General features: G+C 53.9%; 14 protein-coding genes. 8 read left to right on the top strand and 6 right to left on the bottom strand.

Annotation, left to right across the window (positions count from 1 at the left end; all coding sequences use genetic code 11):
* The 5 genes from ACQCLF_RS15670 to ACQCLF_RS15650 all read left to right on the top strand — a co-directional run.
* The coding region (locus ACQCLF_RS15670) for an RHS repeat-associated core domain-containing protein (protein ID WP_426988979.1) at positions 1–1,559 on the top strand (1,559 nt) is incomplete at its 5' end.
* 13 nt (positions 1,560–1,572) lie between these two features.
* The gene (locus tag ACQCLF_RS15665; protein ID WP_426988977.1) at positions 1,573–1,962 is read left to right on the top strand and encodes an energy transducer TonB family protein; all 390 of its coding nucleotides are present in this window, start codon (positions 1,573–1,575) and stop codon (positions 1,960–1,962) included.
* Between the two features lie 249 nt (positions 1,963–2,211).
* Positions 2,212–2,403, top strand: a complete 192-nt coding sequence (locus ACQCLF_RS15660) for a hypothetical protein (RefSeq protein WP_426988975.1) — start codon at positions 2,212–2,214, stop codon at positions 2,401–2,403.
* A 108-nt stretch (positions 2,404–2,511) separates the two neighbouring features.
* On the top strand, positions 2,512–3,048 hold the full coding sequence (locus tag ACQCLF_RS15655) for a hypothetical protein (protein ID WP_426988973.1): 537 nt from the start codon (positions 2,512–2,514) through the stop codon (positions 3,046–3,048).
* A gap of 31 nt (positions 3,049–3,079) precedes the next feature.
* Positions 3,080–4,189 carry a hypothetical protein gene (locus ACQCLF_RS15650; RefSeq protein WP_426988971.1) on the top strand — a complete coding sequence of 370 codons (1,110 nt, stop codon included), beginning with the start codon at positions 3,080–3,082 and terminating at the stop codon, positions 4,187–4,189.
* 73 nt (positions 4,190–4,262) lie between these two features.
* Here ACQCLF_RS15650 and ACQCLF_RS15645 read toward each other — a convergent pair whose 3' ends face one another.
* From ACQCLF_RS15645 to ACQCLF_RS15620, 6 genes are all read right to left on the bottom strand, one after another.
* The gene (locus tag ACQCLF_RS15645) at positions 4,263–5,573 is read right to left on the bottom strand and encodes a PepSY-associated TM helix domain-containing protein (RefSeq protein ID WP_426988969.1); all 1,311 of its coding nucleotides are present in this window, start codon (positions 5,571–5,573) and stop codon (positions 4,263–4,265) included.
* 53 nt (positions 5,574–5,626) lie between these two features.
* Positions 5,627–7,699 (bottom strand): TonB-dependent siderophore receptor, encoded by a 2,073-nt coding sequence (locus tag ACQCLF_RS15640; protein WP_426988967.1) that lies wholly within the window; start codon positions 7,697–7,699, stop codon positions 5,627–5,629.
* 177 nt (positions 7,700–7,876) lie between these two features.
* Positions 7,877–9,292 carry a hypothetical protein gene (locus ACQCLF_RS15635; protein ID WP_426988965.1) on the bottom strand — a complete coding sequence of 472 codons (1,416 nt, stop codon included), beginning with the start codon at positions 9,290–9,292 and terminating at the stop codon, positions 7,877–7,879.
* Positions 9,293–9,333: 41 nt separating this feature from the next.
* On the bottom strand, positions 9,334–9,618 hold the full coding sequence (locus ACQCLF_RS15630) for a type II toxin-antitoxin system RelE/ParE family toxin (RefSeq protein WP_426988963.1): 285 nt from the start codon (positions 9,616–9,618) through the stop codon (positions 9,334–9,336).
* Entirely contained in the window at positions 9,615–9,887 is a 273-nt protein-coding gene (locus tag ACQCLF_RS15625; RefSeq protein ID WP_426988961.1) for a CopG family ribbon-helix-helix protein, read from the bottom strand. The genes ACQCLF_RS15630 and ACQCLF_RS15625 overlap by 4 nt, the downstream gene beginning before the upstream one ends.
* An 85-nt stretch (positions 9,888–9,972) precedes the next feature.
* Positions 9,973–10,674 carry a hypothetical protein gene (locus ACQCLF_RS15620; protein WP_426988959.1) on the bottom strand — a complete coding sequence of 234 codons (702 nt, stop codon included), beginning with the start codon at positions 10,672–10,674 and terminating at the stop codon, positions 9,973–9,975.
* 310 nt (positions 10,675–10,984) lie between these two features.
* Between ACQCLF_RS15620 and ACQCLF_RS15615 the strand changes: the two genes are divergently transcribed.
* From ACQCLF_RS15615 to ACQCLF_RS15605, 3 genes are all read left to right on the top strand, one after another.
* Positions 10,985–11,782 carry a VOC family protein gene (locus ACQCLF_RS15615; protein WP_426988957.1) on the top strand — a complete coding sequence of 266 codons (798 nt, stop codon included), beginning with the start codon at positions 10,985–10,987 and terminating at the stop codon, positions 11,780–11,782.
* Between the two features lie 185 nt (positions 11,783–11,967).
* Positions 11,968–12,999 (top strand): LysM peptidoglycan-binding domain-containing protein, encoded by a 1,032-nt coding sequence (locus ACQCLF_RS15610; RefSeq protein WP_426988955.1) that lies wholly within the window; start codon positions 11,968–11,970, stop codon positions 12,997–12,999.
* Positions 13,000–13,778: 779 nt separating this feature from the next.
* The coding region (locus tag ACQCLF_RS15605) for a hypothetical protein (protein WP_426988954.1) at positions 13,779–14,121 on the top strand (343 nt) is incomplete at its 3' end.

Genomic DNA, 14,121 nt, shown 5'->3' with positions numbered 1-14,121 from the left:
AGTACAGCAGCTTCGACAAGCCCACTAAAATCAGCAAAGGCGGTCACACCACCCGTTTTGCCTACAGTCCGAGCCGGTCTCGCTACCTGCGCACGGACGAGAGCGAGCAGGGTGCCACCACCCTCACCCGCTACCTGGGCAATGTGGAGCGCATCACCCACCCGGGCGGTCGGTTGGAGATCAAGCGTCGCCTGCCCGGTGGCGCGCTGGTCAGCTACACCCGCAGTGCCGACGGCCAGCCGGCGGGTAAAACCACCCACTACCTGCACAGGGATCACCTGGGCTCCATCGACACCATCAGCAACGACCTGGGTCAGCTGGTCGGACAGATGAGCTTCGATGCCTGGGGCCAGCGGCGCAATGCACTGGACTGGGAAGCATTGGTGGAGCAGGCGTTGCGGGATTTCGACCCCGACATTACCGGTATTACCCAGCGCGGCTTCACCGGGCACGAGATGCTGGACGAGGTGGGTTTGATCCATATGAATGGTCGGATTTATGATCCGAGGTTGGGGCGGTTCTTGCAGGCGGACCCGCTGATCGATGGCGTGACAGACACGCAGGGCTATAACCGCTATAGTTACGTACACAACAACCCGCTCAATGCGACCGACCCCAGCGGTTTCTCAGCCTGGACCCGTTTCAGGGGCAACATTCTGAAGCCCGTCATTCAGGGCATTGTCACCGCCTACTGTGTTCCGTGTGGTGCGGCTTTGGCGGCGGCGACGACGGTCTACTACGGTGGCGATGCGTTTGATATCGCCATTGCCGCGTTCAGTACCTATGTGATGGCCAGCCTGGGTCAGGATTTTGCGGCGGGTGGCTTCAGTGGAGGCGAGGCGTTCGTCTTTGGTGTTACAGGAGGCATTACCACCGTGCTCCGGGGAGGCAAGTTTGGGCATGGTTTTGTCAGCGCGTATGCGGGTGCGGTAACACCCGGGTATGTTCAGGGCATAGAAAACTCTGGCGTCCGCTTGCTGGCCTCCAGTGTAATTGCAGGGTCGATGTCGGAGGCGACGGGGGGTAAGTTTGCAAATGGGGCGGCTACTGCGGCGTTTACGTGGGCGTTGTCGCAAACAGCTAGAGCAATGCAGCCGGGCGCCATAGGTGATGTGGAAGATTACTTTGATCATTACACAGAAGAGGATCGCCCAGGTGGGCCACTAAGGGAAAGTGAATTTACCGGTGAGGTAAGGGAGGCTTTGGAGGGGGTGCTGAAATCTCCTGTTGGTAAGGATGTTGCGCGTCATGTTGAGACGACTGGAAGTAAGATAAAAGTTGCTTTGAGCGCAGACTTGGAGTCATCCTTTCAGGTGATTGAAAGTGTGATTTTCTATACTACAGATGTACAAGGCTGGTTGGCTATAGACCCTCCTGGAATTCCGCACACGTTAGGTAGTTTGATGGCGCACGAGGTCGGCCACATTGTCGGCCCGGTGCATGGAATGAGTGTTCGTCAAGAAGAAGTATTCGTAACGAGAAATTATGAAAATGTGTACAGGAAGTTTAGGGGTATGCCCTTAAGATGCTCTTACTATGAGCCAGGCGATGTTTGTTAAGCGGAGGCGTAGTATGAGAACTATTGGATTGGTATTGCTACTGGTTTTTCAGGTGATATCCGCAAGAGCATGGGGCGGAGAGTGCGAGGCATTAAAATACATGGATGAAATTGAGCGTACAAAAAGCCTGATCATGCATAGTGCTAACATCACGGATGTTTTGCAGAATGCGCATGATTTGTTCAGGGGAGGGGTAACATCCCTATGCGCCTTATTGAGATTTGATATTTCTGAAGAGGGAGATGCCGAGTCTATTCAGGTTCTGGAGTCGAATCCTGATAGAGTGTTAAATCGCGCTGCGATATACGCTTTGAGAAAATACAAATTTGACGTTCCTGATGACGTATGTGAGGGTCGAGGCGTTTTACTTTTTCAGCTGTCAAAAGATTCTCTCGAAGAGTGAGTAAGGCCCCGGCAGCTTAACTGAAAGAAAAGGAGACTCATTTATTTAAAGCCCCGGCAGTATATCTGCCGGGGCACTGGGTTTTACCGATCACCCTCGACTACGACGCCTGGGGCAACATCAAAAGCAAGTCCGATGTGGGCGACTACCGCTATGGTACCGAGTGCCAGCAGGGCGCGGGCCCCCAGGCGCTGTGCGAAACCAGTGACGGTCTGAGCTATTGGTACGACGCCAACGGCAGCATGGTGGGTGACTCCTCGGGCCACCACCCTCACCCGCTACCTGGGCAGTGTGGAGCGCATCACACACCCGGACGGCCGGCTGGAAATCAAGCGCCGCCTGCCCGGTGGCGCGCTGATCAGCTACACCCGCAGTGCCGACGGCCTGGGTTCTTCGAGTCCGGATGTTTACTTTTCTCAAATAATGATTGACAGGTTTTAGTTTTTCGTTGTATATGTTTTCCCTTTTTGTCTCATCGCTATTCATTGTGAGTGAGCCAGATTTCAGCAGTGCCTGAAAATAACATAATAACGTTGGAGTGAAGCTGCCGTGAAATTCATACTGGCCATTCTTTCAGCGCTGCTTTGTGGCTGCGTTGCCTCCTACCCGAATCATCCCGAATCTGGTCACGTTCCGGTTTCATTCAAAACTGAAGTTAAAGGAACGGATATTTACACCCCGGTAACTGATCGGTGTTTTGCGCCCGGCGGTGGTGGGTACTACCGCTCCATTTGGGGAGCACACAAAGTGCTCAAGGTGGGCTCAGTCTGGCCCGCCGATACTCCGGGTGACACTCAGGAAAAAACCACCTTAGACAAAGCGTTGGGCATAAATTATCAGAAAACGATTCAGGTCCCCGCCAGCAAAGAGTTTGTGTTTTTCGTAGAAGGTGTGACCGGATACGGTTATAAATCGGCACATTATTGCGGCCTGATGCTCGGCTTTACGCCGAACGTCGGGGCAGTGTATAACGTTCTTTTTTTACTGGCATCAGGGGGGTGCAATGCAATCGTCAGAGAGAAAAGCGGGAATAACTTTCGAAGCCTTACTGAAGACGAGTTGACGCGGTATCCCTCTTGCTCCTAGGTTTAATTTAACTAAAAAGGTTGGGCCGTTTATGAGATTTACGTTCCTGCGGGTTCTCTGGATTGCTACTGCTTTCATGGCTTTAGTGTCCTGCGCCACCGCGCCCACTTTGACGGATCAATTTGGGGTGTATAAGAAGAATATTGAGTTGAGAGATAATCCTGAAGCTCTAAAGATAGCGGAACAAGCACTGATCAATATTGTGGAAAACCCCTACACCTCTGTTGAAATGCAGGAAAATGTACAGCAAATGCTAGCCTCACATTACATTGCTGGAAAATTCGGATACTTCTCCGAAGATAAGTTTCGGTATTGGCTCGGTAGGGAAGGAGAGCGCCTGGGTGAATATTATGTAAGAACGGATAAGAAGATCGATAGCTTTTATGAAGCCTATCAATCAGATCCTGGTTCTGTAAGCGCGACTTACGAAGATTCGTACGATTTCTGTGATGAAGATATGAGGCGCTTGCTGGCGAGCCCGGACCTTGATCAAATAGAGGATAATAAGGCGCTGCATTATTTGTCGGCAACCGATTGCGTCAAGTACGTCGTTTCAGATAGCGTTGAAGCTCGACATATCATGAGCGAATATTTTTCACAGATTGGTATCAGCAAGGAGGACGAGCAACGTGCTATAGGATTTTCGATCATTTCCGACAAAAAATTTACAGTGAATCAGTTGAGCGCTGATCAGTACGAACCGGTGGCCCATGCGCTGACGCAGATCGTGAACTTTTCTGAAAGAAAGCTTCTGTCTTGCTATGGCAAGGTTCCCAGCTCAGTAGTGGCGCTTGGCAATACCAGCTTTGACCTGGCAAGAAGTGGTAATCTTGAAGACAGAGAGAAAGCCTATCGTTCTCTCGATGCCGTTATGACTGAAAGCCAGTACAGCGACATGGACAGGGTGTGCATGCTGTTTTTTGTCTCCATGGGAGCTGCTGTGGCAGAGGATATGGATAAGTTCTATAAAGGTGTCCAGGAGTTGATAACGTATCAAGCTCTGATTGACCGGGAGAACTGGAATTATATCGTTGATGCGGGAATGCGGTTTTTAGTCAAGCACGAGGAATTCGCTACGGCGATTGAGTTCTTTAACGAATCCGGTTTTCCGATGAGTTCAGAGTCATCTAAAACCCTATGAAAACCATTGGGTGATTTTCCTGAACTGCTTCACGGGATCCCCCGGGTTAGGGGAATCCCGTGAAGCGCCGGCCCTAGGCTCGGCTCTCGAAAGCGCTGGCAGTTGGCTCCATTGGGCTGCCCGTTACACCGACATTCTGTCGCACACGCCGTGATTTCCTGGCCTTCAGTCGTTTGGACCAGATGACTACCCCGGTAATGCTCAGCATGGCCACCACGATACCCATCAGTGAAATCAGAATACGTCCCGGCAGGCCCAATATCCGCCCGGAGTGCAGTGGGAACTGCGCCTGCACAAACAAATCGGCGGCAGTGCCTCGCCAGGGAATCCAATCGCCGAGCACGTTTCCGGTTTTGGAATCCAGATAAATGGCCTTATGGCCGACACCACCCGCGCCGTGACCTTCCTCGGGCGTAAAAAATTCCACGCGGTACATACCGAACTCGCGTGCATGCCAGAGGCTGCCAACAGGCGCGTCCCAGCCTTTGTCTCGCCCGGCGGCTTCGCTCAGTTCAATGGCGCGGCTGAAACCGTAAGCCGGTTCGATAGGGTTGTGATGGCCCGATGGCACACGCTCGTCAAGAGGGGTGGGTGTGACGTCGGACACCAGACTCATCATCGGGAAAAACACTTCGCGATAGAGATTGAGCGAAAACCCGGTAAAGGCAATCACAAACAACAGTATCCAGGTCCATAGGCCGAAGGCGCGATGCAAGTCAAAATTGAGTTTGGTGGGGCCGCTTTGAGTGCGGATTTTCCAGGCTGGTTTCCAGCGCTGCCAGAAGCCGGTCGCTTTTGTCTCACCCGGTGTGTCGCTGTTTTTGGTGCGTCGTTTGCGCCGGGGCAAGGTGAGATAAAAGCCCACGAAACAGTCAAAGGTCCAGATCAGCGCGATCACACCGAGCAGCCACAATCCCCAGTGGTCGATGCCCCAGAATTCGGGGATGTGCAGGCTGAAATGCAGTTTGTACAAAAAGGAGACAAAGTTCTCACGGCTGATGGGCCAGACTGCACCCCATTCGCGTGTGCCCTGTATCTCGCCGGAAACGGGGTCCACGTACACTTGATTGAAGCCCGGTTTGTAGAGTTGGCCGGTGTCCGGGTTTACTCTGGGCTCCACCCAGTAGTAATGGGTGTGGCCGGACTCGGGAGCCAGTTCGTAATAGGTGACCTGCACCTGTGGAAACTGACGTTCCACTTCGGCGGCAAGGGCCGTTGCGCTTTGCGGTGTCCCTTGAGTATTGGCTTCCAGCAAATGCGGGTTGAGCCATTCGTCCAGTTCGTGGTCCCAGGAAATAATGGCCCCGGTCAGTCCGGTCACCACCAGAAAGCCCGCGATGGTCAAACCCATGTAGCGGTGAAGCCAGGTAAAATAATGGCGCATGGCCCTAACCTTTTATGAATAGTGTGGATTCATTAGTCGCATCGAAGCACAGATTAAAACCGCCAGGTGATGGAGGCTGTGGCATTGCGTGATGCGCCAAAGTTGGCCTGGCCCCACTGCGGACTCAACCGGTATTTCTCATCGCCCACATTGTGGATGTTGAGCGCAACGCTCAGGTTCGTGGTGAGCGTGTACTGAGCGAACAGGTCCACCAAGGCGTAACCGTCTTGCACTTCGCTGTCCGCGTAATACATTTCGTTCTGCCAGTTCAGCCCCGAACCCACACGAAGGCCCGGTAGCGCGGGCACCTGATACGCGAGCGCCAGTTTGAACTGCTGAGTGGGAATAAACCGGCGAGTGTCGTTGCCGTTTTCATCTTCTACTTCGACCTGGGTATAACCTGCACTCAGGTTCAGACCGGGTGCGAGCTCGCCGGTCAGCTCGATCTCAAAGCCTTCACTGTCGAACGACACGCCGCGATAAATATTCAACCCGGTGTTGATGTCGCGCGTGACCCACTCCCCAAAGTTATCCTGGGTCGACTGAAACACGGCCACCGTCAGTACGGCGTTACCGTCGAACAACGTCTGCTTTACGCCGGCCTCCGTGCTCTCGCCGTGCACCGGCCCCAGCGGTGCCAGATCGGCATCCACCCAGGTTTGCTGTTTGAATACTTCGCTGTAGCTGGCATAGAGCATCGTGCCGTCCAGCACTTCATAGGTGACGCCCACATAAGGCACGGTTTCGGTATCGGACACACCCTGCGGCGCACCGTAGCTGATACCGTCCTGGTCCAGATCCACATAACGCCCACCCAGCAACACCGACACTGAATCACTGAGGTTCAATCGTGAGGACAGGTAATACGCGTTCTGCGTCTGGTCAATGTCGGTGGACGAATTGGCGGGATCATCGATATCAAACACCGGGCGCGGCGTGTTGCCCAGCGCCCAATCACCGCCCACTGGATCGTCGTAACCGTTCCATTCGCTGGCGTACACCGAGCGGGCGGTTAACTTGATATCCGCCAAATTAATACCCGCTACTAAATCGTGCTCCCGGCCCCAGAGCGAAAAGCTTCCGCTCACAAACAGGTCCGCGACGTTCTCCTCATCCTGGGCTTCGTAGTAACTGGCCACGCCCACCAGGCCGGCCTCGGTCGTCGGGTCCGGTGCGCCGGAGAGGTAAAAGTTCTCCCACTCTTTATCCTGCACATTGCGCGTCAGAATGGCTTTCGCCATCCAGTTGTCGCTCAGATCGTGCTCCAGCTCCGCAAAGGTACGTTCCTGCTGTACGTCCTGATAAGCCCAGTCCGGGCTGGTATTGGTGGCGGCGTCGTAATCCGTCAACGAGCCATCGCTGTAAAACAGGGGCAGGGCGCCGGACGAGCTGCCGTCGGTGTGGCTGTCATTGACGCTGTGTCCGAGCGTAAACCGGGTGCTGTCCGTGATATCGCCGCTGAGCACCCCGTAGAACACGGTCAACTCCTTGGCGTAACGGTCGAGGTAAGAGTCGCCATCCTGGCGGGCGACCACCAGTCGACCCTTGAGCGTATCGCCCAGAATCGGCCCAGACACATCCCCGTCCAACCGGTAATGGTTCCAACGGCCTGCCGAGGCGGACACCGACGCCTGCGACTCCTCGGTCGGGCGTTTACGCACATAATTGATGGTCGCCGAAGGGTTGGCCAGCCCTGTGGTCAGACCGGTCGCGCCTTTTACCACCTCCACCTGTTCGTAAATTGCCGTGTCATCATGCCCCTGGGTCAATCCATAAGAAAACGGCACGCCCACCCCGTCATACTGGAAGTTGACGACATCGAAACCTCGGGCGGTGTAATAAGTGCGGTCCGTTTCCACCTGCTCCACCGTCACACCCGGCACGTAGTTCAGCAGGGCGTTCACCTCGTTCAGGGAGAAATCATCAATCTGGTCCCGGGACATCACCGACACCATTTGTGGCGTTTCAAAGATCGACAAATTCAGCTTGGTGGCCGCCTCGGTTTTACCGGGCTCACCGTACACGGTGACCGTCTCAATGCCGGTGGCGGATTGGGCGAGGGCGGCACCACTGGCCATAGCGGTGGCCACCGCAAGTGCCAGAGCGCTTCGGGATGGCATCGTCATGATATCTCCAGAATTCAAACCTGACAGGGCAGGCGGAAGTGGGCTTAACAGGAATAGGGAGGCTTTATATCATTATTGATGATGCGAATCAATATCATTTTCATGGGGTTTGCGACTTCCGCCGAAACCGACACCATTGTCCGTCGCATACAACCCGGCGTAACGCTTCGGCTCAGGTCAACGCTTCCGAAAACGATGGCTAACCCTCTCCAGAAACGTTTTGCTCCCCTGCTCCTCAGGGGTAGGCCAATCGATATTCTTGGTTTCGCATTTGACGATGCCAGACGTTCCAAGACGAAGACGCCACCGTTGGGCTGACGAGTAGCCCTGGCTGATTTCAGTGTTGACCAGTAACAGGTCGTAATCGTGCTGCTTATCAATGGGGTGGGCTTCAATGGCAGAGAACGGATCGTTCTTGTCGGCCCAGGTAAATACCTGGTTCCGGGTTGCTTGAATCAAGGCGCAGAGTTCTTCGCAGTCCAGGCTAAGGCGTTCTTGAATCTGATTCTCCACCAGCGCGGCTTTATCCAGGTTTAACATGGAACGGAAACAGATAATCTGGCGCTCTTCACTGGCCGCCCAGGTGCTGGACCGGTCAAAAATCGCCTGCGGCAAATCGGGCCGCTTGCGATAGTCCAGCCACACATTTTGCAACGCAAGCAGCTTATTGGTGTAGGGCATCAGCAAGCGCACCTTCCAGCGCGGTCGTCCTTTGCGCAACCAGCCGGTGAGACGCGCTATCATGTCATCGCGCAGCAGATCACGGAGCGCATAAGTCATCGCAATAGCAAGCAGCAGCGCCAGGGACAGCTGCTGACTGTTGGCGCGGGTATTGAACAAGAAGTACGTAAACAACGACATAACCAGCATCGTCGTCATGGCTTTGACAACCTTTCTTGTTCCGGAGCCCAATTCGCTCACTTTCGAGCGCAGCACGACCGGGAACTCCAGCAACCTCAGGTACAGACTCATGCGGTTCCACAGGCGGGTCGGGTTGCCACGGAAATCCGGCTCGTACTTCATCTCGCGCCGGTATCGGTACTCCCGCTCCAGAAACTCCCGGATCGATTGCTTCAGATCATCATCCAGCTCCGAAAACCCCTCCATCGCCATACACTCGAGCAGGAACTGCTCGGCGTGCCAGGAAAAATAAATATCCACCAGTCGAAAGTAGCGATGATGGCTATCTTGCGTCGGGCTGGACTTTCGTAGCCGCTGCGCAAAATTCTGAATCAACCGCAGCGCGCGCTTTACCGGTTCGTTCGCCAACTCTGCATTCAGAATCTGCTGGCGCAGGTGATCGATGGACGCCCGGTATTGAAACAGCCAGGACCCATATTGAATTTCATAGTGTGGTGAGAGCAAAGTGAACGAGCTGCCGGATTTTCCCGCCCGGTTACTGTCGGGGTGCCCCAGAAGGCGAAAGCGATGTTCCAGCGCCTTGAAAAAGAACTGCTGTTCAGACAGCGTCCACTCTGAGAACCGCCCCTCATAAGGCGTAAAAAGATAGAGTTCAACCCGGTACTTCCCTGGCCGCTTCAGGGCTCGGGTAAACTGCAAGCGATAATCGCCTTTACGCCTTAGTGAAAACACGATACCCCCTTTACCCCCTTGGTTGTTTTCTATGGCCTGGGTTACGACCTTTCACCTTCAAGCTGGTGCCACACGCGAAGTATGATAACGGCGTTTGGGTGCACTGAATACCGGACGAGATACTTGTTAAAAACCATGTCGCGGATGGAATCAGGGGACGGGGCCATTTCAACCGGCGTTCCCATCAGGGGGAAGTCGGGTAGTAAGCTGATTTTCTCCGTCAGCTCAGAGGCGATCCTACTAGCCGCTGAAGGGGCGTGGGAGGCGATGAACTCCCTGAGCCGTTTCAAGTCTTCAATGGCGTCATCCGTGTAAACCAGTTTCACTTATCTGACCTCGGTGCATCCTTTTCGTTTTCGGTTCCCCAGCTATTGAGCCAACTATGAACCTCGTTCGCATCAACCACCTTGCCTTGAACGGCCGACTCCATTGCCTCTAGCGTCTGGTTCCAACGCTCTTGCTCAAGCTTTTGCCTTTCGATGTACTCCGATAGCGCCTGATTAATCACCCAACCCTTGCTGCGATGGAGCATCTCGGCGATGGCCTCCAGATGCTCTTCTACTTCGGCCTGAAGACGAACGGTAGTAACCCCCATAGCGGTACCCTCACAGTGACTGACTACAATGTATTACATCATAGTCTGAGGGTGGTCGCAATGAGGCTAGTTCCCTCCCTCACGGCTAGTGGCGATCCAGTGTTCTTTGCATCGAGCGCAGCATACTCTCACCTTCGGTTAATTGCTCTTTGCAACGGGTGGGTAATTCCCAGCCTTTAGCGGTTCCCCCCGTGACACCAGCGCTACGCATACAGGTGCCATCGCCGAGGTCTACCCAGGTTTTGCCGGAGGCGTCCTGCCAGCTGCGGAGGTCGCGCTTTCCGGTGTCGTGCAGGCGCTCGCTCCGTGTGCGGGCGCCTCTGATCCGGCTCCTGAGGCCCGGGTGAAACACATTGCCGGAGCCTGATTCGGTGGTGGTGGGCGGATGATGCGGAGCGATATCCAGAGCGTGAATATCAATCCGGGGTTTATCCGAGATAATCTCCTCGGCGGCTGCTGTATTGTCAGGTGGTGGGGTCGGCTCTGGTGTGATGGGCTCCTCCACCGTTGGAGGCTCCGGCACGGTTTCTGCTATTGCAGGTTCAGTCATGGTGGTATTGAGAGTGATGCGCAGGTTCTGATCGGGAGATACTGCCTTTACACCGGCTGGCTGGGGCGTCCATAGTGTCAGCAGAGTGGCGTGTGCCAGCAGGGAGGCCAGTAAAGTTAACCACAGGGCTTTGCCGACACCTTGGCTCGACGGTTTCTCCTCGTTCAACGTGCCTGCCTGGGCCATGGAGGCCAGGTGCAGAGGGCAAAAATCCTGTGCCGGCAGATCTTGATCCATAAAACACGTTGCGTGATGGTCGGATCTTCACGGACTGGCAGGTGCTGTGAAAGTTCCCCTTAGGGAACTTCCCAGCATATCTACAAGCTAACTCGCATTTTAGTAGAAACCATTGAATTTGGGGGCATCGTTGTTCCGTCATGGCACAGACTTTTGGACACCCGCACATGCGCGATTTCATTCCTGAAAAAACATCTGTTGTCGACCGAGCCTCTAACGCATGTCCCAATGACCCCCACCTGTCGAAATCGCCTCTCGGGCATCGACTAAGCAGTAATACCGCTCATCGTTTGATCCCTAGGAGGCAACCATGCCGAACCAGCCCGGCGAATTTATCTGGTACGAACTGCTCACCACCGACAGCGAGGCCGCGCTCGCCTTTTATCGCGCCATCCTGGGGTGGCAGGCCACCGACAGCGGCCATCCCGGTATGGACTACCGCATTCTCAGCATTCGGGACGAAAACTCAGGGGAGAAGCATGATGTTGCCGGCCTGATGCAACTGACCGAGGATATGTGCCAAGAGGGTGCCAAGCCAGTGTGGTTGGGTTATATCGCCGTGGACGAAGTTGACCAGGCAGTGGCCAACATCGTGGGGGTGGGCGGCAGTGTGCAAATGCCCCCGACCGACATTCCCAGCGTCGGACGATTGGCCATGGTCACCGATCCGCAAGGTATCCCCTTTTATGTCATGAAAGGCAGCAGCGATGAAGTCAGCCTGGCTTTTGCTTTCGATAAACCCCGCGTGGGGCATTGTGCCTGGAATGAACTGATTACCACCGACCCTGAAGCCGCCAAAGCCTTTTACTTTAAAGCGTTTGGCTGGACCAAGGATGGCGAGATGGACATGGGCCCCATGGGTGCCTACGAATTTATTCGCCACAACGGGGTGATCGGCGCCATCATGCCCAAACCGGAAAACATGCCGATACCGATGTGGCAGTATTACTTCCGCTGTGCCGATATCGACACCGCCTGCAAGGCCATTGCTGACAACGGAGGAAAGGTTTTACTGGAACCGCACGAAATTCCCGGAGGGGACTTTATGCTCAAAGGCGTCGATCCCCAGGGAGCGTTGTTCGCCTTAGTGGGTGCAAAAACTCAATGAAAGAAACCAATATGACCCATTGTTCATCGGGCTGATTTAGAGTCCAAAAGCGTGAAGTCTTTCACGCTTTTGGAACCGATTAACTCAGTATCTTTTCTCCAGCCAAAATGGCTTGCCTGTGGCTCTGGCATTTGCTAGTTTGGCGACGGATCAACGTCGTAGGGACAGTCCGACAAGGAGACTTCATGAACCATTCCGCTATTCCCACCGGAACCGATACCATCGTCCACCGTATACGCCCTGGCGATACGTTGAGCGCGATCATCAAACGTTACTATGGTCCGGTGAGTCCCCAGAAACAGCAAGAGCTGATTCAGCATATTGTGGCCACCAACCGCTCCGCCAAAAATGCCAGTACCCTCTACGCTGACCAACTGTTAAAGCTGGAAGTGCCGCAGCAGTATTGCGCCGCCCCCAAGGGCTTTCCACACCATTTCAGCGCCTCGGACGATTGGTTTATCATGCTGAATGATCATTGGACCAGCGCCTCTCCGGCTGAGAGGGAGGTGACTTCGTTGCTGACACCATTGATCATGGGTGGGAGTGGTGCAAAGCTGGCAGCGCTGGACCGGACGTTTAAACAGAATGCGCCGTTGCTGAGAGAAATGGTGGAGAATTACGAGAGCTATAAAGGCGGTGATCTCACCAAAGGTCAGTACGATTATCGTCGTCGTAAGTTGGTCACTCAGCTGAGTCAAAAGCTCGGCCCTACCCAATGGTTGCTCAATGGAACGTCCGATCTGTCTGAAGTGCTTCGGATTAGCCGAAAGGCGGGAGTGGAGCCTGTTGCTCCGTTAAAGCAACAGGCGAGCAAGTTGGTGCGGTCAGCCAAATTGGCGTCGGCTGGGGGGATTGCGCTTACTGCGATCTCTCTTGGTATGGCTTGTCGAGAGATAGCGAATGCAGGCTCAAATAGCAAAAAGAATCAGATTTTCGTTGAAGTCGCAGGTGGATTAGCAGGTGGTTTAATTGCAGGCGCTGGCGCTACGTTAGCATTGATATTTATGTCGACACCAGGCGGCTGGGCCGTGTCTCTATTGGTTTCAGCGGGCGTTGCAGCGGCAAGTTTTGCCACGGGCCGATTGGCGCGCAGTGCGTATAATGCTGCGGGGAACTCCGTGGATTTTGTTGGCGCAACTGGAGTTGAAGAGGTTTGTGTCAAAGTCAACCAACCAAAACTGGTAAAAGTGTCACCGATTGGTCTGGCAATAAGGTGAAACCTCAACTGGGTTAAGGGGCTACAAGAGCTACAAGAGAGTGGATAATGACTGAGGTAATAGGCAATGTTGCGGTGTACTGCATATGGGTGATGATACCGATTCTCCCCCTGTTTATGGTTCTAGGGTTTGCGCTGCACTATATTTTACTTGTGAGATTGGATCCCATTTTATTCAAAGAACCCTACTTTCATAAGAAAGAGCTTCCGGTGTTCAGCGTTTGGCCATTTAGCATGATTAAGGCGTTGATGTATATTCTGCTGGTTACTTGGCCAAAGCTGGCCAAATGCAAAAGGTTCAAGGGAGTGGACAGGCCACTCCCGATTGGTAGAGGGATCGTTCTAAGCTGTTACATCGAGCTGGTCTTATTGGCACTGATTTGTTTGGCCGCGGTTATATTAATAACTGCTGGCCTTCTTGTAACCTTTACCACTTAATGAATCTATAGACGGCCCCGCTTAAGAAGAGCGACGTTTTTGTCGAAACCATGGGCGCAATATTTGGGGGGGGCGTTGCAGCAGCCGGAGCGACTGCTGCAATCGTCTTTCTTGCCACGCCTCCGGGCTGGATCGCGTCTTTGGTTGTCGCGACCGGGGTTGCCGCTACAAGCTTTGCTGCGGGGAAGGGGTTGAAGCATGTTTACACTACCAGCGGCAGATCGGTAGATCTCGTGGGAGCGCTTGGGGTTGATTCTTTGTGTTCAAAACCTGAGCCAGCTAAGCGTCCTCGGACCGCTGCTCCCGGCCTCTCTCATGTACTAACATAAGTAAGTTGAGTCAATGCAAATTTCACCTGAGCTAATCAGTACCGTTGGGCTTTATGCCGTGCTTCTAACGTTTCCAGCGATTCCAGTGGCTATAATAATTGGAATAGTGCTCCATAACACGCTGATAAACCGGCTTGACCCGCTTCTGTTTAAGCGGCCATATTTTCAGGAGAAAGAGTTGCTGTTGTATGTTACGTGGCCTTTTTCCTTCCTAAAAACGGCAGGGTACATCATGCTGATAACCTGCCCAAAAGCAGCCAAGTGGAAGCGGTTCAAAGGCTTTGATAAGAATGTGCCTGTAGGGAAGCCGCTTGTAGTGCTCAGCTACATAGAAGTGGCGCTTTTTGCCGCCATGC

It is taken from the genome of Marinimicrobium sp. ARAG 43.8 (assembly GCF_050113635.1).
Lineage (GTDB): Bacteria > Pseudomonadota > Gammaproteobacteria > Pseudomonadales > Cellvibrionaceae > Marinimicrobium.
The sequence above is the reverse complement of the archived record's forward strand: the minus strand, read 5'-3'. Positions and strand labels throughout refer to the sequence as shown.